This window comes from Desulfosalsimonas propionicica, from assembly GCF_013761005.1.
Lineage (GTDB): Bacteria > Desulfobacterota > Desulfobacteria > Desulfobacterales > Desulfosalsimonadaceae > Desulfosalsimonas > Desulfosalsimonas propionicica.
On record NZ_JACDUS010000001.1, the window covers coordinates 484,513 to 506,111 of the forward strand.

The window sequence follows — 21,599 nt, forward strand, 5'->3', positions numbered from 1 at the left end:
TGTTTGTCTGATTCATACTGACTGTGAAAAGGGGGCTTTATCCGTAAAGCCCCCTTTTTGCGTGGTGCGGCTTCCAATCAAAGCAGCCGGCCTTATCGTCCGGGAAACAGAAAAAGGCGGTTTTTTACCTTGTCCGATGTTTATCAGTAAGGAAGCCTAATGCCGGGGTTGGGTGGCTATACGAAACATCGGCGACACACTATGTCCGGCAAAATTTGAAGTTGGTTAAAGGCTGTCAGGACTTTTGGATGGCAAATTTGTTTATCATGCGCATTATTATGCTATAAGAAAAGGTATCAGGGCAGGAGTGCTGTCCTGAACCTGCAACAGCATCTGCCGGATTCAAGGGTTTGCAGAATGATTGAAAATACATTCTGTCACATCAATGGCGTGGGCAAAAAAATCGAGGCCCGGCTGTGGCATGCCGGTATCTGCGCCTGGAATGATGTGTCTGCAGCTCGTGAGCTGCCTGTCGGGCCGTCAGCGGCCGCATGGATCCGAAGTGAACTGGCGGTTTCTGAAAAATCCCTGCAAGAGGGCCGGATTGGTTATTTTTCCCGTCGCTTGCCCCTGGATCAGCAGTGGCGCCTGTTCGGGACTTTCCGTACCAGAACCGCTTATCTTGATATTGAAACCACCGGCCTGTGCCGGGATTCCAACCGGATTACCACCATTGCCCTTTATGACGGCACCCATATCCGCTGCTATGTAAACGGGCAAAACCTGCATGACTTTCCCGACGATATTTCCCGTTATGATCTGCTGGTGACCTATAACGGCAAAAGCTTTGACATTCCTTTTATCGAGCGCTTTTTCAATATCCGCATGTTCCAGGCCCATATCGACCTGCGGCATCTGCTTGCCGGCCTGGGGTTTAATGGAGGGCTCAAGGGGTGTGAGAAGCAAATGGGAATTGACCGCAAGGAACTCGACGGTATCGACGGATATCTGGCGGTGCTGTTGTGGCAGGAATATGAGAAAACCGGCAGTTTGTCTGCGCTTGAAACCCTTATGGCTTATAATGCTGAAGATACCGTGAACCTGGAGTATTTGATACACACAGCCTACAATCTCAAGGTCAACCAGACGCCCTTTGCACAGACCAAAGCCCTTGTCCGGCCGGATCGGCCCCGAATTCCGTTTGCAGCGCATTCAGAGTTTGTGCACAGGATTATGGAAAAATCGTTTGCCCATGGGGCTCATTACCAAAGGAGAACTGATGAGCCGGGGACCTGAAAATACAAAAGAAAACCGGATCAGCTGCCCTGGTGCGGATTTGCATGGATTCGGGTATGACAGCAGCAAAGGCAATGAATCCAGTCAGTTGTTGGAAGCCATTTTTGCCAATACGCATTTCATGGTAGCGCATATGGATACCAACTTTTGTTTTATCCGTGTTAATCAGGCCTATGCAAAAGCCGATGGCAAATGGCCGGAGGACTATAAAGGCAGAAACCATTTTGACCTGTATCCAAACGCGGAAAACCAGGCTATTTTCCAAAAGGTGGTGGATTCCGGACAGCCCTATTACGCCCTTGAAAAGCCGTTTGAATATTGCCAAAATCCGGAGCGGGGAGTGAGTTACTGGGACTGGAGTCTCAATCCGGTAAAGGCGGCAGACGGCCGCGTAACCGGTTTGATCCTGGCCCTGGTAAATGTTACCCGCCGCAAACTTGCCCAAAAGGCCGCCCTGAAGGCGGAAAAACGCTTCCGGATCATGACCGAGGCCATTGATGACGTGTTCTGGATGGCCCTTCCGGGGTTGAAACGGATTCTTTACGTCAGCCCCTCATATGAAAAAATGTGGGGCCGGAGCTGTCAGAGCGTGTATGAATCGCCCATGTCGTTTGTGGAAAGTATTGATTTCCGGGATCGACCCCGGGTCTGGCAGCGGATCAGGCATTACAGCGGCGGAACATGGGATGAGGAGTACCGGGTGGCGCGGCCCGACGGATCCATTTGCTGGGTCCGGGACCGGGGATATCCGGTTTGGGATGAAAACGGGGGGCTTCAGATGATTGTGGGCGTGTGCACGGACATTTCCAGTCTCAAGTCTGTTCAGCGCGCCCTGCAAACCTCAGAGGGGCGGATCCGTCTGCTCTCTTCCCAGTTAATGGAGGCCCAGGAAAAGGAGCGCAAATACGTTGCCCGGGAACTCCACGACAGTCTGGGCTCTGGACTGGCTGGGCTCAAGATCCAGATCGAAAATGCCCTGGCAGCGGCCCGGTCTTCGAAAACAGCGGTGGCGCCATCTGTGCTGGAGGGCCTGGTGGCCAACGCCGGTCATCTGCTGGCCGAATGCCGGCGGATTCAGAAGGGTTTGCGGCCCCCCATGCTCGATGATCTCGGGCTCCTGTCCACCATTGACTGGTACTGCCGGCAATTTAACAGTGTGTTCCCTCACATCCGGCTGGAAAAAATTCTCATGATTGATGAACAAGACATTGAGGAAGCCTTGAAAATCGTGATTTACCGGGTCGTCCAGGAGGCCATGAACAATGCGGCAAGGCATGGCAATGCCGGCAGCATTCAGCTTTCATTGATCAAAAACGGCCAATGCATGCTCTTGACAGTGGCAGACAATGGAATCGGTTTTTCAGCAGAAAAACAGTCCCGGGCTGAGGCCGGTTACGGTCTGCTGGGGATGAAGGAGCGGGTGGAGTTAAGCGGCGGGACCTTCCGGGTGGAGTCCCGGCCCGGCCGCGGCGTCTGGATCAAAGCGGGATGGCAGTGCGCGGATCAACAGGAATAAGGAAGACCGGGCTCAATGAATACAACAAAATCAAAAAAATCCGCAGAAGAAGGCCGGGATAAGGGCATGGAAAACGGCGTCTGGATGGCCAACGACCTGGACCGGCTCCTGGAGATGATCCTGGAGGCAGGCGCACGCATGATGCGCGCAAGAGCCAGTTCCCTGCTGCTTCTGGAAAAAAAGACCGGCCGGCTGAATTTTCAGGTGGCCACCGGCGCCAAAAAAGAGGATATCAAACAGTTCTCCCTCAGGATGGGAGAGGGTATTGCCGGGCATGTGGCCAGCACCGGAGAGCCTTTGCTCATACCCGATGTCAGCCGGGATCGGCGCTGGTACCGGTACATAAGCGACCAGATTGGGTTTAAAACCCGCTCCATTGCCTGCGTGCCTTTAAAGGTCGGCAGCAGGGTCATTGGTGTGGTGGAATTTATCAACAAGGGCGAAAAAGGTAGGTTTCAGGAAAGTGATCTGGAGCTGATCAATGTATTTGCCGAATTGGCCGCCATTGCCATTGAAAACGCCCGTAAGTTCAAGCTCGTGGAACTGGAAAACCGGGACTTGAAGCAGGACCTGCACCTGAGTCATGAAATTGTGGGCAAAAGCCACGCCATCCGGCAGGTGGTTTCCGATGCCCTGCAGGTGGCCGATTCCATGGCCAGTACGCTGATTTTGGGGGAAAGCGGCACGGGCAAGGAATTGCTGGCCCGCCTGATCCACCAGGCCAGCCCCCGCAAGGACCGGCCCCTGGTGGCGCTCAATTGCGCGGCCATGCCCGAGACCCTGCTTGAAGCCGAGTTGTTCGGGTATGAAAAAGGCGCCTTTACCGGGGCCACTGGGACCAAGATCGGAAAATTCGAACTGGCAGATGAAGGAACCATTTTTCTCGATGAGATTGCTGAAATGAGTCCGGCCATGCAGGCAAAACTTTTGCGGGTGCTCCAGGACGGAATCTTTTACCGACTGGGCGGCAATACCCCAATTGCCGTGGATATCCGGGTTATTGCCGCCACCAACCGGAAAATCGGCAAAGAAGTGCAATCCGGAAATTTCAGGGAGGATCTGTATTACCGGCTCAATGTCGTGGAACTCCAAATGCCGCCCCTGCGGGAGCGCAAAAGCGATATTCCGCTTCTGGCGGCCCATTTTGTAGAGTGGTTTCGCAAGGAAAAGGGATACTTGCACCTGGAGATTTCAGATGCAGCAATGGAGAAGATGATCGGCTATGACTGGCCCGGAAACGTGCGCGAGCTGCAAAATGCCCTTGAACGGGCCGTAGTCATGGGGCGTGGTCGTAAAATTGAGCCGGAAGATCTGCCCATGTTTGCATCCCGGGGCCCTTCGGCAGAGGGTATTGACGTGGGAATGACGCTTGAGGAGGCAATGCATGCGTTTAAAAAGAAATTTATCCGGATGAACCTGAAAAAAACCGGCGGAAACCAGACCCGGGCTGCCAAAATCATGGGGATTCAGCGCACCTATTTGTCCCGGCTGATTTCCCGGTATGGCATCAAAAAAGACCGTAAGCACCGCTGATTATTGTCGGGATGGTTTGGCCGGGATTTTTGGATAAAATGAAAAAAGGACGGGGCATGGCATGCCCCGTCCTTTTTTGCGGTGGTCTTTTGCAATTACAACAGGCCTGCCGGATTTTTATTCTCCGGTGGCTGCACCGTGGAGCTTGACCTCGACCTTGTCGGTCAGGCCCTGGTAGTAATTGCGCAGGATGTCCAGGACTTCTTCGCGGCCGAAGTGATCCGGCAGCTGGCCGCCTTCGGAAAGCATCTTGCGAAGCATGGTGCCGGACAGAAGCACACGGTCTTCCTTGGTGTGCGGACAGGTTTTCAGCGATGCCATGCCGTCGCACTTGTGGCAGTAGAAGGTCCAGTCAATGTTTAAGGGCTCGCACAGCAGGGCCTTGCCTTCTTCTGCCGGAGCCGGGATCTTGTTGAATATGGTCTGGGCTTCAAACATGCCGTAAAAGTCGCCCACGCCGGCATGGTCCCGGCCGATGATCATATGGGAGCATCCGTAGTTCTGGCGGAACGTGGCATGGAGCAGGGCTTCTCTGGGGCCTGCATAGCGCATATCCAGGGGATAGCCGCCCTGCACAACCTTGTCGGGCACAAAGTAATTGTTGACCAGCACGTCAATGCATTTGACCCGGACCTCGGCGGGGATGTCGCCGGGTTTGAGGTTGCCCACCAAGGAGTGGATAAAGCAGCCGTCGCTGACTTCAATGGCGATCTTGGCCAGGTATTCGTGGGAGCGGTGCATGGGATTGCGCAGCTGCAGGGCGGCGACCTTCTGCCATCCACGTTCCTCGAAAATTCTGCGGGATTCTGACGGGCGCATGTAAATGCCCTTGTACTTGGTGGGAAATTCAGCTTCAGACAGAACCTTTACCTGGCCGGCCAGGTTAAAGGGTTTCTGGTTCATGACCATCTGCACGCCCGGATGCTCATCTTCTGCAATCTTCCAGAATTCTTCCGGAGTGGGAGTGCCTTCGCCCATGAAAACCTTTTCGCATTCATAGCGCTTGTTTTCCTCGGTCATCTCAAATTTCTCGGTAACCTTCATGGTGGCCATGATTTCGTTGGTTTCCGAATTAAACAGGGCGATTTCGTCGCCTTCGCTGATGGCGCCGGCCTCTTCCTGGCTTGCCGACAGGGTCACGGGCACGGGCCAGAATGTGCCGTCTGACAGCTGGTAGTTGTCACAGACACTCTTCCAGTCCGCCTTGGTCATAAAGCCGTCCAGGGGTGAGAAACCGCCGGTGCCGAGCATGATCAGGTCACCGCGTTCCCTGGGAGACAGCGAAACCTTTTTCAATCCTTCGGCTTTTTTCTTTTCCGCTTCCAGTTCCGCGCCTTCCAGCAGACAATTGATCAGGCCCTTGCCGCCATGCGGGGGAATTAGATTCGACATGTCAACCTCTCCTTTCAAATGATGTTGGTCATTTCACAAAACCCGAAACAATTGCTAACGGGCATCTCGCCTTATACACCTCCTGATGTAAAGGAATTTATCTAATAAGAACAGCCGGATTTGTCAAGGCAAATCAAGGCATTTGCCGGGTGCGCTCAGCAATAAAGAACTTATTGGAACCATTTGTGATTTTCCAGAAACAAAAGGCTGTGCAACAGGTCTTCCCGGCGGTGGGGTTCCAGGGTGATAACAGGCCCGGGGCCGGCGGTTTTCAGCCACTCATGCAAGGGCGTGAAATCGATGATGCCCCGTCCCATTCCCAGGTGGTCATCGGTTTTTCCGCAATTGTCGTGCAGGTGGAGCTGGCGGATACGGGGACCGAGTCTGTTGAGCCACTCTGAGAGAGAAAACGAGCCAAATACGGTCAGGTGTCCCACGTCAAGACAGAAACCGGTTGTCTCTGGATCGGTTTTTTCAAATAAATCCATCAGGTCTTTTGGGTCGGGTTCGTAGACGTTTTCCAGCACCAGGCGGATGCCATGGTCCCAAAGGGCATAGCTGTGGGTGTTCCATGTGTCAGCCGCCCTTTTGTACCACTCCTGCCGGATAAAGCTGTAGCGCGCCGGGTCATAGCCGGCATGGCAGACCATGGTTTCCGGGCCCAAAACCTCTGCAGCCGCCCGGGCCTGTGTCAGCCGCTTGTGGGTTGCCGACCGGATTTCCGGATCTGGCGATCCCGGTGACAAGTCCAGAAACGGTCCGTGTACCGTCACCCGGCACCCGGCATGGGCAAACCGGCGGCCCACACGGGAGAAATCTTCCGGTGCAAACCGGTCCAGGGTCTCAGCGTCTAAGCCGATTTCCGGCTGAATTCGGTTTTCCGCGAAAATTTCCAGCCAGTTTTCCTGTGAATCCATAAGCCAGGTAAACGGGATGTTGACCTGAACATTTTCAAGGATGCGGGTTTTTGCCGAATCAAACATTTCTGCCATAAAATTCCTCTTGTTTGCCGGCCCAGGCGGACATTGGCTGAAATATAGCATATACTGCAATGGATATGAAGGCCATGGATAAAAAAGTTCCCGCCCGGCCTGTTCCAAACATCCAGACGCTGCCATCGGAATTTTGCAAGTTTTGGGGAAGGAAGTCCGGAGGGCGTGGGGGCGGGTTTTTTCGCTCCTGAGCCTTTTTGCGGATTCAGCCAATGCCTCCGCCGAAATTTCAAAAACTCGGCCTTACGGCCTCAAACAGTTTGAAATTTTCCGGCTCCGGCAGTGGCTGAATTTTTCCGCAAAAACGCTCAATGTCGCTTCAAAAACCCGCCCCCCCGGCCCTCCGGGCTTCCCTGGCGAGCCATTGCAAGCTCGATTTTTCTGCAAAGGAAATTGGAAAAGCCCTCCGGATTGACCTACACCTGAGCCATTCTCGAACTCAGGGGCGTTTTTCGGTAAAAACGCAGTAGTGTTCCTATTCCCAGAATGCTGGCCATGTGGCGGGGTCGGGGTGGGTTTGTTTGGCTGCATTGGAGCGGTTTCGGCCAAAGATCGGCCCGCGGGCCTGGCGCCCGGAATTTCAAACTGTCTGAGGGCGCCTGCGCCCGAGTTTTTGAAATTCCAGCCAGGGCCGCGGGCCGATCGCCGAAAGCGATCCGCAGACAAACAAACCCACCCCGACCCCGGTACATGCGCAAATCCTGACAAATTTTTTTCAGGGTTTGCTGTATTTGATCATATTGATCAAATTTGATGGGGTCGCAAGAAGTCTTAAAACAGATATAACCGTCAGGCGATAAAAAATAACTTCCTGATTTTACATAATACAGCCTGTAAAAAAGACTTTTTACAGGCTCATCAAATTTACTGTTTCTGGGCGTTTCTGATGCTGACTTCCTCAAATGTCCGGATTTCGGCCAACACCCGGGTTGCGGCATCCAGAAGTTCCATGGCCAGAGCCGCACCCGTGCCTTCCCCGAGCCGGAGCCCGAGATCCAGCAGCGGCTCCATGCCCAGCCGGTCAATCATGAACTGGTGGCCGATTTCCACGGAGCGGTGGCTTGTAAACAACCATTTTTTGGCTCCCGGGGCCAGTTCGCAGGCAATCAGGGCCCCGGCCGTGGCAATCAGGCCGTCGCACACCACTGGAAATCCCAGGGCAGCCCCGCCAATGACGAGCCCGGCCAGACCGCCGATTTCAAATCCGCCCACTTTGGCCAGCACGTCAACGGGGTCTTTCGGGTCCGGGGTGTGCAGGTCCAGGGCCCCGCGGATCACCTCGATCTTGTTTGTCAGGGCGGTGTCATCAATACCCGTGCCCCGGCCCACGAGTTTTTTCGGGTCAATGCCGGAAAATGCCGCAATCACCGCAGAAGAGGGGGTGGTGTTGCCGATGCCCATATCCCCGGTGCCCAGCAGGTCCACCGAATGTGCAGTGTGGAGCTGTTCGGCAATGCGGATGCCGGCCTCAATTGACAAAATAGCTTCCCGGCGGGTCATGGCGGATTTACGTCTTAGATTATCCGTCCCTTTTCGGATTTTTTCATGAAAAATCGGCAGATTTTTTTCAAAATCATGGTTTACGCCCAGGTCCGCCGCCCGGACTTCCGCGCCGGCGTGCCGGGCCAGGACGTTGATTGAGGCCCCGCCGTCCACAAAGTTGTAAACCATCTGGGCTGTGACTTCCTGGGGAAAAAGGCTTACACCTTCCGCCACCACGCCGTGATCACCCGCGCAGGTAACGATGACCTTGCGTTTCAAGTGCACATCCAGGCTTCGGGCCATGCCCGCCAGGCGCCGGGCCGCGTCTTCCAGCATTCCCAGGCTGCCGCCGGGCCGGGCCTGATCAGACAGCCGGGCCGCGGCCTTTTGTTCAAATTGTTCATCCGGGGGGCGGATTTTTTCAATGGCTTCGTTAAGGTTCATTGTGTCTCTCCTTTTTTCTGTATCTGTTGGGTTAAAATACCGCAGCCGGGTAACATCAAAAAAAGTTGCTGTTCGTGCCTGGTTCTGTAATTTTCGCATGATGCCGACCCGGTGGCGGTTTGCTCCCTGCTGACCGCTTGCGCGCTCAATGCGACTCGCAAACCACCCCCGGGCCGGCATCATGGCCGACTGCGTGCAAAGTTTCACCAAGGGGGTCGAAAGCAACACATCCAAGTCTTAAAAAGCGTTGTTTTCATGCCCGGCCGCAGGGCTTCCTTCCTGAAAAAACAGCGGACGCGGTAAAAAGCTTTTAACAAAAAAAGGGTCCCGACCGGAAAACATGGGTTTTCCTGCCGGAACCCTTTGCCATCGGATTCCGTAAATTCGCGTTTTTTACACGTCTTCTGACTTGCCGGATTGAAATCCCGCGCGGGCCTTCCCGCCGGCCTGAAAACCGGCAGCGACCGCAGGGCCATGGCCCTGCATGCGCGCGGGCGTTTAGCGGTTCACAGCGCCGGGAGCGTCACGGGTTTGCACCGTGTTCCGTTTGCAAAAAAACGCCCTGTTCAATTGTCTTAAAATTTTTAACCAAGGGGTGCCGGCAAAGTCAAGCAATATCTGCAAGGCCCTCAGGAAACAAGGCCCTCCAGGGCCGGAAGGGATTTGCTCAGATCATTGAAGGAAAATACCTCCAGACTCACAGTGCCGCAAAATCCCTCCAGAATTCGCGATACAGCCGGAACATGCCGGGCATCCAGGCGATGAAGGCCCAAATGGCCCCGGCCGGCGGCCACGTCGCCATATAAATGCAGGATCGTGATCCTGGGGCGGAAAAGTTCAAAGGTTTCAAGGATGTCAAAATTGTATTCCAGCAGGTGGCCGGTATCCAGGCATACGGAAACATCCATGGCTTCTGCCACTGGCTCCATCCATTCTGGCGGATAATCCAGGTTTTCAATGGAGATGTGCCGGGGGGCAATCCCGCTCTGGACCAGCAGCCGTTCCAATGCATCAATGGCCCGTTTCTGCCATTTTTGCACCGTGCCCGTATCTGTGCTGTTTTCTTCAAAAGGCAGATGCAGGGTCCAGGTCACGGGCGCAAGGGGCCGGGCACGGTCTGCGGCCGCCAGGATGCGTTCAATGGCTTTTTTCTGCCGGCCGGGGACCGCATCTGTGATGTTGACATCTGTGGGCAGGTGCACGTTGTAGGAAATTTGTTGATTTTTTGCCAGGGCGGCCATTTGCCGGATATCGTTTTCAGGCGGCAGGTGTTTGGCAGGTGCGCTTTCAAAAATGAGCACCTCGATTTCGTCCACAAACGGCGCCAGCATGGAGACATTGGGCAGAATGTGGTCCGGGTAGATAAACGAGGGGCAGGCCAGGGAAAAGCTGAATTGGTTTTTATAGGACCGGGGCAGGGGCGTATAGGGATGTTTTCCTGTAATATCGGTTTTACGGTCGGTCAAGTCTGTGGATTCCTTCCTCTCTGGCTGCGTTTACCGCCTCCCGGTATTCCCCGGGCCCAACCGGCCGGGCCAGTTCCGGCACTTTTGCGGCATGGCCCATGGGCCGGTACTGGCTCATGACATTGACATAGGTGTCCGGCGAGATTTCTTTTACAATAAAGGCCATGGCCTCCCGGGTGCCGGCCAGGTTTTCCGGCAGCACCAGGTGGCGCACCAGAAGGCCGCGCAAGGCAATGCCCCCGGGGTCAATTGTCAGATCGCCGACCTGCCGGTGCATTTCCTTCAGGGCGGCTTTGGCGGTTTCCGGGTAGTCCGGGGCATCGCAGGCCCGGCTGGCAATGTCGGGATCCATGAATTTCAAATCCGGCATGTAGATGTCAATAATCCCTTCGAGCAGGCGTAAGGTTTCCTGGGTTTCATATCCCCCGCAGTTGTAGACCAGGGGAATGTGCAGGCCCTTTTCAACAGCCTTTTCCAGGGCGAACAAAATCTGCGGCACCACATGGGTGGGGGTGACAAAATTGATGTTGTGGCAGCCCAGGGCCTGGAGTTCCATCATCATGTCGGCGGCCTGCTGCGCTGTAACCGGCTCGCCCCGGCACTCATGGCTGATCTCCCAGTTCTGGCAGAAGCAGCAGGTCAGGCTGCAGCCGGTCATAAAGATGGTGCCCGAGCCGTGACGGCCCACCAGTGGGGTTTCCTCGCCAAAGTGGGGGTGGCAGCCCGAAACCATCATCTGTTCAGCGATCCCGCAGATTCCGGCTTCACCGGCTGTCCGGTTGACGCGGCACTGCCTTGGGCAAAGGGTGCAGTCTTTCAGGATTTCGTGTGCCCGGCGGGTTTTTTCGGCCAGTTTGCCGGTTTTGTGGGTTTCCATGTATGCCGGTCGGTATGGGCTGCTCATGGGTCTATCCTGTGTCTGAAGATTATGGATAAGGATAAAGAGGGGGCGGGGCCATGTCAATGACAATTGGCTCCGGCCTGTCAATCCGTTGAGCGGTTTTTCGGGTCTGTTGCTGGTGGATTTTAGTCTTTTTTCAATGTGTTTCGCATGGGGCCGGCCGGGTGTGCTATGCTCCCTGCTGACCGCTTGCGCGCTCAATGCGACTCGCAAAGCACACCCGGCCGGCCCCATGGCCAACCCCGTCAGAATCGGGGGAAATGCCAAAAAGCATATGGGCCAATATTTTATTTATTATACATAAATGTAAAAATTAAAGATCTGAAAGACATAAATGTAAAACAACAGTTTTTGTCTGGTTTTTAAAAAGCATTTGGGTTGAATATAACATCTCGATAAAAAAGAAAAAAATTGAGAATGGGCTTTTTCTTCACAACTGGCACGGTTCTGGCTTTATGGAAAGCAGGTTTGTAGCTTGGTGTTTTTCAATAATCGATTATCAGGAGGGCCAGAAAATGCAGAAAAAGAGGAAGGTGTCGGTTTTAACAGGATTGTTGGTAGTGTTATGTGCTGTGGCGGGGTTGTCGGGCAGGGTCCTTGCCGCTGATGTCACCGCGGGAACGGATTTTGCCTCGGCGTATGTGTGGCGGGGCATAACGTTTAATGACGGGTTCGTGGCCCAGCCATCAGTGGATGTGAGTTCAGGGGGGGTTGGTTTCAATGTATGGGGGAACATGGACATTGACGACTATGATGACACCTTAAACAGCGGGGAGTTTTCTGAAGTGGATCTAACCCTGTCCTACGGGTTCTCTCTGGATCCCGTGGATGTGAGCGTCGGCTACATCGAATACCTGTTTCCCGAGGGCGGATCCGGGACCCGGGAGGTTTATGCGGGCTTGTCTGTTGAGCCGTTTTCCGGGCTTACGGCCGGTGTCACGGGATATTACGACTTTGACGAGGTGGAGGATTATTATGTCAATGTTTCGCTGGGCTATGCATATGAACTGGCAAAAGACCTGACCCTGGGAGCCGGGGCCGCGGTGGGCATCGCCGGGGATGACGCAAGTGCGGGCGAAGATTCGGGCTTTCACGAATACCTGCTTTCGGTTGACTGTGCCTATGCGCTCACCGATGCCCTGGAAGTAACGGCCTATCTGGCCTACACGGATCATTTCGACAAAGACGTGCTTCCGGATCAGGACACGGACTGGTTTGGAGGAATGGGGATTTACTACAGCTTTTAATCAGTTTTTCCAAATTTCCGCCTTTTCCGGGATTTGACAGCAAAGCCCGCTGTGCTGTGCAGCGGGCTTTGCTGCGTGGTGACAATGGACTTGTTTTTTCCGGCCAGGCCTGACAGAATCAAGTTCCAGGGACTCTTCAAATTTTAAAACAAAAGGCAAGCTTATGGGACAAATTGTCGCCATTTACGGCAGCCCACGGCGGGCGGGAAACACCGCAGCACTGCTGGCAGAAGCCGTGGCCGGGGCCAGAAGCCGGGGCGCACGGGTGGAGGAAATCGTTTTGCGGGACTGCAGGATATCGCCCTGCCTGGAGATTTATGGGTGCAAAAAATCGGGTGAATGCGTGATCAAAGATGACTTTCAGGCCGTGCGCGACGCCATGCTGGCAGCAGACGGGCTGATGCTGGCCACGCCCATTTTTTTCTACACGGTCAGCGCCCATGTCAAGGCGCTCATGGACCGATGCCAGTCTTTGTGGGTGAAAAAATACTGGATTGACAAAACCGTCCCCGGCCAGTGGGCAACACAGCGGCAGGGTTTGCTGATTTCCGTGGGTGCCACAAAGGGCAAGCGTTTGTTTGACGGCACCCTGCTGACTGTGAAATATTTTTTTGATGTCCTGGATGCCCGGCTGTGGGATAGCCTTCTCTGCAGGGGCCTTGATTTTGAAGGCGACGTGCAAAAATATCCCCAATACCTTCAGCAGGCCCGGGATGCCGGCTGCCGCCTGGCAGACGCAATCGGCGCAGACAATGCATAAAAGCGCCGCGCCCCTTTGGATTCCGATGCTCCAAACTCCGGCATCTACAAGTAGCCGGATTGACACGGCAGGGTTTTAAAATTATATAAAAACAGGGGATCAAATCATTAGCGCAAGTGTTTGCCCATGTTCTGTAATCCAATGGTAAGGAGGCTGAATGAAAATTCATCGGGGACGTTCTGTGGACAAGATAGTCGAGGAGCAGATTCATCAGTGGCAGGCATCCAGGGGCGCTGCAAAAAAAGAGGAGCCCCTCAAAAGCTCCGTGATTACCATTTCCCGGCAGCCCGGTAGCCGGGGCAACGAGATTGCCGTAAAACTGGCCAGGGCCTTTGAGTATGAGCTGTTTGACCGGGAGATCATTCAGCAGATGGCCCGGGATTCCAATATGAGCGACAAGGTGCTGGAAACCCTGGACGAAAAGGGCCTGAACATGCTCGAGGATGTGATCGCCACAATTGTGGAACAGCGCCATCTGTGGCCGGATCAGTACATGAAGCATCTCATGAAGATCATCGGCACCATTGGCCGGCATGGAAAGGCCGTGATCGTGGGCCGGGGGGCAACCTTTATCATCCCCCGGGAGGAAAATATCCGGCTTCGCTTCATTGCTTCTCTGGAAAACCGGATCCAAAAGGTGGCAGAGGATTTAAATGTGTCATCAGAAGAGGCCCGGCGGCAGATTTATGACGTGGAGGCCCGGCGCCGCTCCTTTACCCGCAGGTATTTTTATACCAATGTGGATGAGCCCACACATTACGATATGATCATCAACACCGATGACATCAGTGATGATCAGGCCGTGTCCATGATCCAGGCCCTGGTGGAAAACGGCTTCAAGCGCGGGCCGGCCCGGGGTTAAAGCCGGATTGCCGCGCAGAGCAGCAAAAGCGCCTCGGTGATTTCACACATGGCTCCGAGCATGTCACCGGTGATCCCGCCAATGCGCCGGCGGTAAAACCGGATAAGCCATGCGCATAGGGCGAAAAACACGATGGTCAGCAGCAGGCCCTGCCAGCCCAGCAGCAGGCTGAGGACCACGCAGACCCCTATTCCCCAGAAATCGGCCGGTGAAAGGGGCCGGCCGAACAGGTCTGCTGCAGTGCCACCGCCGGAGCGGGCATAAGGCAAAAATCGTACCCCCAGCAGCATGGCGGATCTGGAATAGGCGGGCACGAGCATCAGGATCAAAAACCGTTCAAAGCCGGCCGTGCCATTGTCCGGCATCCCGCTAATCCCTCCGTACTTGGCCAGCAGTACACAGATCAGCACTACGGCGCCCATGACCCCGATGCGGCTGTCTTTCATGATCGAAAGCGTGGTTTCCCGGTCCCTGTGGGAGAAAAAACCGTCAGCCGAGTCTGCCAGCCCGTCTAAGTGCAGGGCACCTGTGAGTACCACCAGGACAATAACGTCTGCCGCGCCGGCAGCCGACGGGGAAAAAAGGCGGGAAAAAAGCGCATCCGCCGTTGCCAGGATCAGGCCCAGGATCAGGCCCACGGCCGGGAAAAAAGGGATCATGGCCCTGGGGTGATAGGCATCTGCCGCTCCGGCCGGCAGGATGGTGATAAAGCGCAGGGCCGCGGCCAGGTGGGTCAGGTGGGTTTTTATCGCCGGGTTCATGGATTATTTTTCACCCATGAGGGTGACGGCCACGGTTCGGGTCCGGTCCCGGTTGTCATGGTTGATGGCCACCACCTGCTGCCAGGTGCCGCACTGCATTCTGCCGCTGCGCACGGGCATGGAGAGCGACGGCCCGATGATTGCCGCCTGGACATGGCTGTGGCCGTTTCCGTCGTGCCAGGCCTTTTCATGCTCATATTCCATTTCCCTGGGGGCCATGCGGTCAATGGCCCGGCGCAGATCCTCAATAACCCCGGGTTCGTATTCAATTGTGGTCAACGAGCCGGTAGAGCCGATGATGGTGGCCGAAAGCCGGCCGTTTTGGATCCCCGATTCTTTAACCATGGCTTCGAGCGGCCCGGTGATATCCGCCATGCCCATGTGCGCCCCGAGTTTGACTTCAATGTCTTTGCAATACACAGTTGTGCTCATGATGATGCCATTTTTCTGGTTTTTGTGAATTTTTCCGCATCTGCCGCCTTTTGGGTAGCATATTCCGGATGAAGAATCAAATCCAATGGGCTTGACCGGGAGTGCCGCGGCCAAAAGATACTTGACTGTTTTGGGTATGTGGCCTAATTTGTTTTCAATAATCGAAATTCTGGAGAAAGGATCTTTTTATATGGCTTATTCTATTGCACTGGCCGGCAAGGGCGGAACCGGCAAGACCACAACCGCCGGCCTGCTGATTAAATATTTGTTAAAAACCGATCGCAAACCTGTTCTGGCTGTTGATGCCGATTCCAATGCCAACTTAAACGAGGTGCTCGGCCTGGAGGTCACCGATACCGTGGGACAGGCCAGGGAAGACATGAAAAAGGGCAAGGTGCCCAGCGGGATGACAAAGGACGTGTTCATGTCCATGCGCCTGGAGCAGGCGGTCATGGAATCCGGTGATTGCGACCTGGTGGTCATGGGACAGCCAGAGGGCCAGGGCTGCTATTGCGCGGCCAACACCCTGCTGACCAACTTTCTTGACCGGCTTCAGGACAACTACCCTTATATTGTGATCGACAATGAGGCGGGCTTGGAACATATCAGCCGGATGACAACCCACAATGTGGATGTTCTGTTGATTGTCACCGACGCCTCCCGGCGCGGGCTGCAGGCCGCGCTTCGGATTCATGAACTGGCCCAGAGTTTAAACGTGGGCGTGGGCAAAAGTTACGTGATCATCAACCAGGTCAAGTCCGGGGCGCCGGATCAGGCCATGGAAATGTTAAACCAAGCGGGTATCGAACTGGGCGGCGTTCTGCCCGAGGATGATACGGTCTATGATTATGATTTTCAGGGCCGTCCCATGATCGAGCTGCCTGATGACAATCCGGTGGTCCTGGCTGCATATGAAATGTTTGACAAAATCATGGAAACCGAAACTGCAAAGGCCAGTGGACATACCGTATAAAGATCTGCATATTTATTATCTCCGGGGCCGGGTGGCAAACGCGCCCGATGGACTTGGCCCGGAATTTATCGGCAACTGGCAGGAATCTGATGCGGCCTTTCTTTTTTTCACCCAGCCCGCGGAAAGCCGGGTAAACGCGCTGTTGCGGCGTCAGCCGGAACTCGCGCTCGTGGACACCTTTCACATGTCCTATGCGGACTGGCATGGCGGGGACATCAAACCGTTTGTGACAGACCGATTTTACGTGGCTCCGCCGTGGGCAGCCTCAGGACGGGATGACAACCGACTTCCCATTCTGCTCGATCCCGGGGTGGTATTTGGAGCGGGTACGCATCCCACTACCCAAAGCTGCCTGGAGGCCCTGGAAATCGTCTGGCAGCAGGGAGGTGCCGGTTCGGCCCTGGACCTGGGAACCGGCACGGGTCTGCTGGCTCTGGCCGCGGCCAGACTGGGCTGTCCCCGGGTGCTGGCAGTAGACAACAACGGCCTGGCCGTGCGCACCACCCGGGAAAATATCCGTGCCAACAGCCTGGATGCCCGGGCACTGGCAGTCATCGCAGACGCCCGGGAGCTGATTGCATGCCCGGTGGATCTTGTCATGGCCAATATTCATTTTGATGTAATGCGACACCTGCTGGCAAGTCCTGAATTTTATGAAAAAAAATGGTTCATTCTTTCAGGCCTTTTGCGAAGCCAGGCCCGGCAGGTCGAAGAAATGATTCATTATGGACCGGGCCGCATTGTTCAGCGGTGGATCAACGACGGTGTCTGGTACACGTTTCTCGGAGCTTGTACCGGCTGAGCCTTTTTCAAGGGGTGTTCATGTATATCAAATGCTGGGGATCCCGCGGATCCATTCCGGTTTCAGGCCGGGAGTTTCAAAAATACGGAGGAGACACCACCTGCATTGAAATCCGTACCCGAAGCGATGACCTGATTATCGTGGATGCCGGAACCGGCATCCGCAGGCTTGGCAACCAGTTGATCGGGGAAAACCGGCAGGTATACCACTTTATTTTCACTCATTCCCATTGGGATCACCTGATGGGGTTTCCCTTTTTCAAGCCGCTTTATGAGAAAACCGCCCGGATCATGATGCACCGATGCCCGTTTCCCGGCAAATACGTTGAAACCATTGTGACCAAGCTTATGCGGCCCCCGCTTTTTCCGGTACGCTATTCGGATCTGACCGCACAGGTGATTTACCGGGATGGCTGCCCGGATGCCTTTGAGATCGGCTCTGTGACCGTGACGCCCATTTCCCTGAGCCATCCCAACGGCGGGTGCGGGTACAAATTTGAGGAAGACGGAAAAACTTTTGTTTTTCTCACCGATAATGAACTGGGTTTCGTGCACCCCGGCGGATGCCGGCATGCCGATTATGTGCGCTTTTGTGAAGGCGTGGATTTGCTGATCCATGACGCGGAATTCAGCCCCGAAGAATACAGCAGAAGCATCGAATGGGGGCATTCCTCGTGCATGCATACCCTGCGCATGGCCATGGAGGCCCGGGTTAAATCTTTGGGCCTTTTTCATCTCAATCAGGACCGGACTGATGACCAGATGGATGAACTGGTGGCCGGATGCCGCCGGGAGCTTTCAGACAATGCTTCGCAAATCGATTGTTTCGGCGTCAGCCGGGACATGACTTTTGAATTATAGGCAGCAATGGGGGGGCATATGAGAGAAGAGATCGCCAAAGCCGCGGAGTATCTGCTTTCATCCAGGCATACAGTGGCGCTGACAGGTGCGGGGATTTCCGTGGAAAGCGGAATTCCGCCTTTTCGCGGGCCGGGCAGTTTGTGGGAAAAATTCGATCCCATGGAATATGCCCATATCAACGCATTTTTAAAGGATCCGGAAAAAATCTGGAAAACCCTGATTGCCGAAATGCGGGATGTGCTTATGAACGCCTCGCCCAATGCCGGGCATTTCGGCCTGGCGCGGCTCGAGGATTTGGGCCTGATGGGCACTGTGATAACCCAGAATATTGACGGACTGCACCAAAAGGCCGGCAGCACGGATGTGATCGAGTTTCACGGCAATTTCGCCTGGCTCAGCTGTCTGGAATGCGGCATCCGCAAGGAGATTACACAGGTAAACGCTGTCGACATCCCCCCCAGATGTGACTGCGGCGGGATTTTCCGGCCGGACTGCGTGTTTTTCGGGGAACTCATTCCCTCCCAGGCACTGGACCGCTCCCAGCAGGCCTCGGCCCGGTGCGACGTAATGCTCGTGGTGGGCACTTCAGCCACGGTCCAGCCGGCGGCCTACATGCCGGTCATCGCCCGGCAGCGGGGCGCTGTGATCATTGAAATCAATCCCGAACCCACGCCTTTGACCGGGACCACCAGCCAGGTCCTTGTCCAGGGCAAAGCCGGTGAGGTGATGGATGAACTGGTTTCCGCAGTGGAATCGCTGAAAAAATAAAACTCCAAACCCACAGGAATTCAATTTTTTTTATATGGCAACCGAAATAAACGGATGGGTGGTGGATGTGTACATGCCGCCGCCGTCCCTTGAAGATAACACCGCGGATGCCGATCGCCTGGAAAAGGTTCTGGCTGCAAAAATCGGGGCCGGGCGGGTGGCCATCAATCTGGAACTGAGCCGGAAACTGCCTGAAAAACTTCGGTCATGGCAGTATGCCTGCAAATGCGTGGTTTTTGGCGCAGCCGGCAGATGGCAGCTCATTGATGTGCTCAACCCGCATGAGCAGTTTGCTGCAGCCGGGCTGGCCGTGGATCTGGGCACCACCCGCGTAGTGCTCCGGATAGTGGATCTGCAGACCGGTGAAAATCTCGGCCAGAGCGCCTTTGACAACCCTCAGATCGAAATCGGCCCGGATATTCTTACCCGAATTCATTACGCGGATAAGCCCGAGGGGCTCGGCCGGCTGCACAGCCGGATCATAGACGGCATCAATGCCGCGGCCGCTGATCTTTGTCAAAGCGCCGGCATTGATCCAGGGCAGATTTTTTTAGCCGCTGTGTCCGGCAACACCAGCATGACTCACCTGTTTATGGGCCTGCCGGCCGGCGGGATCATCCGGGAACCCTATATTCCGGCGGTCAATGCGCCTGGCGTGATGCGGGCTTCCGAACTGGACTTAAAAGTCAATGACGCGGCAGCTGTGTTTGTTTTTCCCAACGTGGGGTCCTATTTCGGCGGCGACCTGTTATCCGGCGCCTATTATGCAGGATTTCATGAAAATGAGCAGGTGGCCATGCTCGTGGATGTGGGCACAAATGCCGAAGTGCTTCTGGGAAACCGCGACTGGCTGGTGGTGTGTGCCGGTGCGGCCGGCCCGGCCCTGGAAGGGGGCGTGTCTGAAATCGGTATGACCGCAGGTCCGGGGGTCATTGACAGCGTCCGCATAGACCCGGAAACCCGGGAGTTTGAAATTCATACCATTGACGAAAAGCCGCCCAGGGGAATCTGCGGCTCGGGCATGATCGACCTGGCCGCCCAGTTGTTTGTTTCCGGGATGCTCGATATCCGGGGTCGCCTGGTGCCGGAGGCCTGCGGCAGCCGCCTTAAGGAACAAGATGATATGCGGCACCTGGTGGTGGCGTTTGCAGACCAGTCTGCCACCGGCGGGGATTTGACCATCAGTCAGGCTGACATTGACAGCCTGATCCGGTCAAAGGCGGCCATGTATACCATCCTGGAAACCATCATTGGCTACGTGGGCATTTCCTTCCAAGACATTGAGGCCTTTTATGTGGCCGGCACTTTTGGTTCCTTTATTCGTCCCCGCTCGGCCATTTCCATCGGCATGATTCCGGACCTGCCCGAGTCCACTTATTGTTCCCTGGGCAACAGTTCACTGGAAGGCGCTGCGCGTCTGCTCCAGTCCCGCAATGCCGTGGCCGCCGTTGAATCGATCAAAGAACGGATGACCTACCTGGAGTTAAATGTCAACCAGGACTTCATGAACCGGTTTTCCGCAGCCAAGTTTCTGCCCCACACGGATGCCGGCCGTTTTCCCTCGGTTCACCGGCCGGGATAAATCCCGGCCGGCGCTCCGGGGACTATTTCTTGTCGTGTTCCCGCTGGGAGTTGTTTTTTCTGGAGCGGGATTTGCCGAAGGTGCCACGCCAGATTTTTCCCTTTTTGGATTTTTGGTCTCCTTTGCCCATCTTCTTGTTCTCCTTTCTATGTGTTTATAATTATTGAAACTTTCTATCCCAGTACAGACAGGGATGAAATTCATACCAGGCCAGTCCCTGCAGGGTCGAGCCCCGGGTGCATGGATTCATGATACCGGCCGTTACGCAATTGTCAACAATATCATGGATGTCTGTTTCAATTCCCGCGCCCTGGGCCACAGCCGTCATGAGGCCGCCTTCGGCCATGCAGGATTTGGTGTGGGGCCGGATCTGCTTGAGAAAAATCACGGAATGGTCAATGAATCGGGCCGGATGGTGAGAAAGCACCTTGCGCACCGCGGATTCCGAATCCAGGGCGCCGGTTTGCCGGGCGGTCCCAAATAAAATACGCGCCACATGGGGCATGAAAAACATCTCGCCCACTGCAAATCGCAGCATCCGGTCCTCCCAGGCCCCGGTCTGCCGGCCCCTGACCGGAATCAGGATTCGCTCCTCAAAAGCCATGAGCAGGTAGTCGTGCTTTTCCTCGTCAGACAGGGGGATTTGCTCGGTGTAAACGTTTTCCGATTCCAGGGCGGCATCAATTAACACGGCCATCATCTGGCATTCCTGTTCTGAAAGTTTTACGGAAAGTGCCCCGGCAAGACGGTTGATCGGATTCTTATCAGTTTCCATGACAATAACCTCCCTTTCATGGTGGAATGACAGGCTGAAAACAGAAATCAGGGATGGATAGCGGCGGAGGATTCCTTTGTTTCTTATACTTAATCCAATACTATAGTTATCATTCAAAAGGGCCGCAAGGATAAAAAAGGGCAGACCTTGGACGCCGGTCCAAAACGGGCGCCTGTTGCGCTTTCGTGCATTGACATTTGATTCGGGTTATGGAAGAGTAATTACTTTATTTGTAAACCGCATTGAATTCAATCGGCTGTGGAGGAAAAAATGGCGGCAACAGACAAGCTGCAGCACCCGGATGTCACTCCTGAAATGATCCGGGAAATCGATGATATTATTGAATCCCAGAAAAATGCCCCGGGCGCGGTGATTCCGGTTTTGCGCATGAGCCAGGACGTGGTGGGCTATCTGCCGGTGGAGGTGATTGATTACATCAGCGCCGGGCTCAATATCCCCTCCAGCGATGTATACGGGGTGGCCACGTTTTATTCCCTGTTTTCCCTGACGCCCAAGGGCCGGCACAGGATCCGGGCCTGCCTGGGAACGGCCTGTTATGTCAAGGGCATCAAGGAGGTCATGGGCCGGATCAGCAAGGAGTTTGACCTGGAGGTGGGCGGCACCACCGAAGACCGGCGGTTTTCCCTGGAAGCGGTGCGCTGTCTTGGGGCATGCGGGCTGGCCCCGGTTGTGGTGGTGGACCAGGATACCTACGGCGGTATTTCCGCAGACCAGGTATCCGGGATTCTGGAAAAATACGAATAGTCGTCGGGCTGCGCATCAGGGCGTGGATGCGTTTTTCATCCGATTTTTGT

The 21,599-nt window shown here is 55.0% G+C and carries 21 protein-coding genes and 1 riboswitch; of the genes, 12 read left to right on the forward strand and 9 right to left on the reverse strand.

Annotation, left to right across the window (positions count from 1 at the left end):
* The first annotated feature begins 357 nt into the window (after nucleotides 1-357).
* The 3 genes from HNR65_RS02120 to HNR65_RS02130 are packed head-to-tail and all read left to right on the forward strand — an operon-like array spanning nucleotide 358 to nucleotide 4,285.
* Nucleotides 358-1,236, forward strand: coding sequence for a ribonuclease H-like domain-containing protein (locus HNR65_RS02120; protein WP_181549783.1), 879 nt, complete (start codon nucleotides 358-360; stop codon nucleotides 1,234-1,236).
* Nucleotides 1,220-2,752 (forward strand): PAS domain-containing sensor histidine kinase, encoded by a 1,533-nt coding sequence (locus tag HNR65_RS02125; RefSeq protein ID WP_181549784.1) that lies wholly within the window; start codon nucleotides 1,220-1,222, stop codon nucleotides 2,750-2,752. Before HNR65_RS02120 ends, HNR65_RS02125 begins: the two co-directional genes overlap by 17 nt.
* A gap of 15 nt (nucleotides 2,753-2,767) precedes the next feature.
* Complete coding sequence (locus HNR65_RS02130; protein WP_181549785.1) at nucleotides 2,768-4,285, forward strand: sigma-54 interaction domain-containing protein; 1,518 nt, start codon at nucleotides 2,768-2,770, stop codon at nucleotides 4,283-4,285.
* A gap of 117 nt (nucleotides 4,286-4,402) precedes the next feature.
* Here the strand turns inward: HNR65_RS02130 and sat are convergent, their stop codons facing one another.
* The 5 genes from sat to HNR65_RS02155 form a co-directional block, all read right to left on the reverse strand.
* A complete protein-coding gene (sat, locus tag HNR65_RS02135; RefSeq protein WP_181549786.1) occupies nucleotides 4,403-5,677 on the reverse strand; it encodes a sulfate adenylyltransferase in 1,275 nt (424 codons plus the stop codon).
* A gap of 170 nt (nucleotides 5,678-5,847) precedes the next feature.
* Entirely contained in the window at nucleotides 5,848-6,669 is an 822-nt protein-coding gene (locus tag HNR65_RS02140) for a sugar phosphate isomerase/epimerase family protein (protein ID WP_181549787.1), read from the reverse strand.
* Nucleotides 6,670-7,533: 864 nt separating this feature from the next.
* Nucleotides 7,534-8,595 carry a nicotinate-nucleotide--dimethylbenzimidazole phosphoribosyltransferase gene (gene cobT / locus HNR65_RS02145; protein ID WP_181549788.1) on the reverse strand — a complete coding sequence of 354 codons (1,062 nt, stop codon included), beginning with the start codon at nucleotides 8,593-8,595 and terminating at the stop codon, nucleotides 7,534-7,536.
* Nucleotides 8,596-8,978: 383 nt separating this feature from the next.
* Nucleotides 8,979-9,184, reverse strand: a riboswitch (cobalamin riboswitch).
* A 40-nt stretch (nucleotides 9,185-9,224) separates the two neighbouring features.
* Nucleotides 9,225-10,061: a cobamide remodeling phosphodiesterase CbiR gene (gene cbiR, locus HNR65_RS02150; RefSeq protein WP_181549789.1), complete on the reverse strand. Its 837-nt coding sequence runs from the start codon at nucleotides 10,059-10,061 to the stop codon at nucleotides 9,225-9,227.
* Nucleotides 10,048-10,965: a radical SAM protein gene (locus HNR65_RS02155; RefSeq protein WP_181549790.1), complete on the reverse strand. Its 918-nt coding sequence runs from the start codon at nucleotides 10,963-10,965 to the stop codon at nucleotides 10,048-10,050. Before HNR65_RS02155 ends, cbiR begins: the two co-directional genes overlap by 14 nt.
* Nucleotides 10,966-11,477: 512 nt before the next feature.
* Here HNR65_RS02155 and HNR65_RS02160 point away from each other — a divergent pair.
* The 3 genes from HNR65_RS02160 (at nucleotide 11,478) to HNR65_RS02170 (ending at nucleotide 13,831) form a co-directional block, all read left to right on the forward strand.
* Nucleotides 11,478-12,209: a TorF family putative porin gene (locus HNR65_RS02160; protein ID WP_232364610.1), complete on the forward strand. Its 732-nt coding sequence runs from the start codon at nucleotides 11,478-11,480 to the stop codon at nucleotides 12,207-12,209.
* 163 nt (nucleotides 12,210-12,372) lie between these two features.
* Complete coding sequence (locus HNR65_RS02165; protein WP_181549791.1) at nucleotides 12,373-12,969, forward strand: flavodoxin family protein; 597 nt, start codon at nucleotides 12,373-12,375, stop codon at nucleotides 12,967-12,969.
* Between the two features lie 157 nt (nucleotides 12,970-13,126).
* Nucleotides 13,127-13,831 (forward strand): cytidylate kinase-like family protein, encoded by a 705-nt coding sequence (locus tag HNR65_RS02170; RefSeq protein ID WP_181549792.1) that lies wholly within the window; start codon nucleotides 13,127-13,129, stop codon nucleotides 13,829-13,831.
* On the opposite strand, the gene cobS is transcribed toward HNR65_RS02170, so the two are convergent.
* The gene (gene cobS, locus HNR65_RS02175; protein WP_181549793.1) at nucleotides 13,828-14,592 is read right to left on the reverse strand and encodes an adenosylcobinamide-GDP ribazoletransferase; all 765 of its coding nucleotides are present in this window, start codon (nucleotides 14,590-14,592) and stop codon (nucleotides 13,828-13,830) included. The two genes, HNR65_RS02170 and cobS, sit on opposite strands and share 4 nt — an antisense overlap.
* 3 nt (nucleotides 14,593-14,595) lie before the next feature.
* Complete coding sequence (locus HNR65_RS02180; protein ID WP_181549794.1) at nucleotides 14,596-15,024, reverse strand: secondary thiamine-phosphate synthase enzyme YjbQ; 429 nt, start codon at nucleotides 15,022-15,024, stop codon at nucleotides 14,596-14,598.
* Between the two features lie 190 nt (nucleotides 15,025-15,214).
* On the opposite strand from HNR65_RS02180, the gene HNR65_RS02185 reads away from it, so the two are divergent.
* Genes HNR65_RS02185 through HNR65_RS02205 form a run of 5 tightly spaced genes read left to right on the forward strand, consistent with a single transcriptional unit; the run spans nucleotide 15,215 to nucleotide 20,009 of the window.
* The gene (locus HNR65_RS02185) at nucleotides 15,215-15,997 is read left to right on the forward strand and encodes an ATP-binding protein (protein WP_181549795.1); all 783 of its coding nucleotides are present in this window, start codon (nucleotides 15,215-15,217) and stop codon (nucleotides 15,995-15,997) included.
* On the forward strand, nucleotides 15,981-16,799 hold the full coding sequence (locus HNR65_RS02190; protein WP_181549796.1) for a 50S ribosomal protein L11 methyltransferase: 819 nt from the start codon (nucleotides 15,981-15,983) through the stop codon (nucleotides 16,797-16,799). The genes HNR65_RS02185 and HNR65_RS02190 overlap by 17 nt, the downstream gene beginning before the upstream one ends.
* A 20-nt stretch (nucleotides 16,800-16,819) precedes the next feature.
* Entirely contained in the window at nucleotides 16,820-17,659 is an 840-nt protein-coding gene (locus tag HNR65_RS02195) for an MBL fold metallo-hydrolase (RefSeq protein WP_181549797.1), read from the forward strand.
* An 18-nt stretch (nucleotides 17,660-17,677) separates the two neighbouring features.
* A complete protein-coding gene (locus HNR65_RS02200; RefSeq protein WP_181549798.1) occupies nucleotides 17,678-18,427 on the forward strand; it encodes an SIR2 family NAD-dependent protein deacylase in 750 nt (249 codons plus the stop codon).
* A 34-nt stretch (nucleotides 18,428-18,461) separates the two neighbouring features.
* Nucleotides 18,462-20,009, forward strand: coding sequence for an ASKHA domain-containing protein (locus HNR65_RS02205; protein WP_181549799.1), 1,548 nt, complete (start codon nucleotides 18,462-18,464; stop codon nucleotides 20,007-20,009).
* Between the two features lie 22 nt (nucleotides 20,010-20,031).
* Here HNR65_RS02205 and HNR65_RS02210 read toward each other — a convergent pair whose 3' ends face one another.
* Both HNR65_RS02210 and HNR65_RS02215 read right to left on the reverse strand, forming a co-directional pair.
* Complete coding sequence (locus HNR65_RS02210) at nucleotides 20,032-20,139, reverse strand: 30S ribosomal protein THX (RefSeq protein WP_181549800.1); 108 nt, start codon at nucleotides 20,137-20,139, stop codon at nucleotides 20,032-20,034.
* Between the two features lie 30 nt (nucleotides 20,140-20,169).
* Nucleotides 20,170-20,784: a hypothetical protein gene (locus HNR65_RS02215; protein ID WP_181549801.1), complete on the reverse strand. Its 615-nt coding sequence runs from the start codon at nucleotides 20,782-20,784 to the stop codon at nucleotides 20,170-20,172.
* A gap of 270 nt (nucleotides 20,785-21,054) precedes the next feature.
* On the opposite strand from HNR65_RS02215, the gene nuoE reads away from it, so the two are divergent.
* On the forward strand, nucleotides 21,055-21,549 hold the full coding sequence (gene nuoE / locus HNR65_RS02220) for an NADH-quinone oxidoreductase subunit NuoE (RefSeq protein ID WP_181549802.1): 495 nt from the start codon (nucleotides 21,055-21,057) through the stop codon (nucleotides 21,547-21,549).
* Nucleotides 21,550-21,599: the final 50 nt, after the last annotated feature.

What these genes read in the sequence shown, in the direction of transcription:
- HNR65_RS02120 (WP_181549783.1), top strand. Translation starts at nt 358, where the DNA reads ATGATTGAAAATACATTCTGTCACATCAATGGCGTGGGCAAAAAAATC.
- HNR65_RS02125 (WP_181549784.1), top strand. Translation starts at nt 1,220, where the DNA reads ATGAGCCGGGGACCTGAAAATACAAAAGAAAACCGGATCAGCTGCCCT.
- HNR65_RS02130 (WP_181549785.1), top strand. Translation starts at nt 2,768, where the DNA reads ATGAATACAACAAAATCAAAAAAATCCGCAGAAGAAGGCCGGGATAAG.
- sat (WP_181549786.1), bottom strand. Translation starts at nt 5,677, where the DNA reads ATGTCGAATCTAATTCCCCCGCATGGCGGCAAGGGCCTGATCAATTGT.
- HNR65_RS02140 (WP_181549787.1), bottom strand. Translation starts at nt 6,669, where the DNA reads ATGGCAGAAATGTTTGATTCGGCAAAAACCCGCATCCTTGAAAATGTT.
- cobT (WP_181549788.1), bottom strand. Translation starts at nt 8,595, where the DNA reads ATGAACCTTAACGAAGCCATTGAAAAAATCCGCCCCCCGGATGAACAA.
- HNR65_RS02155 (WP_181549790.1), bottom strand. Translation starts at nt 10,965, where the DNA reads ATGAGCAGCCCATACCGACCGGCATACATGGAAACCCACAAAACCGGC.
- HNR65_RS02160 (WP_232364610.1), top strand. Translation starts at nt 11,478, where the DNA reads ATGCAGAAAAAGAGGAAGGTGTCGGTTTTAACAGGATTGTTGGTAGTG.
- HNR65_RS02165 (WP_181549791.1), top strand. Translation starts at nt 12,373, where the DNA reads ATGGGACAAATTGTCGCCATTTACGGCAGCCCACGGCGGGCGGGAAAC.
- HNR65_RS02170 (WP_181549792.1), top strand. Translation starts at nt 13,127, where the DNA reads ATGAAAATTCATCGGGGACGTTCTGTGGACAAGATAGTCGAGGAGCAG.
- cobS (WP_181549793.1), bottom strand. Translation starts at nt 14,592, where the DNA reads ATGAACCCGGCGATAAAAACCCACCTGACCCACCTGGCCGCGGCCCTG.
- HNR65_RS02180 (WP_181549794.1), bottom strand. Translation starts at nt 15,024, where the DNA reads ATGAGCACAACTGTGTATTGCAAAGACATTGAAGTCAAACTCGGGGCG.
- HNR65_RS02185 (WP_181549795.1), top strand. Translation starts at nt 15,215, where the DNA reads ATGGCTTATTCTATTGCACTGGCCGGCAAGGGCGGAACCGGCAAGACC.
- HNR65_RS02195 (WP_181549797.1), top strand. Translation starts at nt 16,820, where the DNA reads ATGTATATCAAATGCTGGGGATCCCGCGGATCCATTCCGGTTTCAGGC.
- HNR65_RS02200 (WP_181549798.1), top strand. Translation starts at nt 17,678, where the DNA reads ATGAGAGAAGAGATCGCCAAAGCCGCGGAGTATCTGCTTTCATCCAGG.
- HNR65_RS02205 (WP_181549799.1), top strand. Translation starts at nt 18,462, where the DNA reads ATGGCAACCGAAATAAACGGATGGGTGGTGGATGTGTACATGCCGCCG.
- HNR65_RS02210 (WP_181549800.1), bottom strand. Translation starts at nt 20,139, where the DNA reads ATGGGCAAAGGAGACCAAAAATCCAAAAAGGGAAAAATCTGGCGTGGC.
- HNR65_RS02215 (WP_181549801.1), bottom strand. Translation starts at nt 20,784, where the DNA reads ATGGAAACTGATAAGAATCCGATCAACCGTCTTGCCGGGGCACTTTCC.
- nuoE (WP_181549802.1), top strand. Translation starts at nt 21,055, where the DNA reads ATGGCGGCAACAGACAAGCTGCAGCACCCGGATGTCACTCCTGAAATG.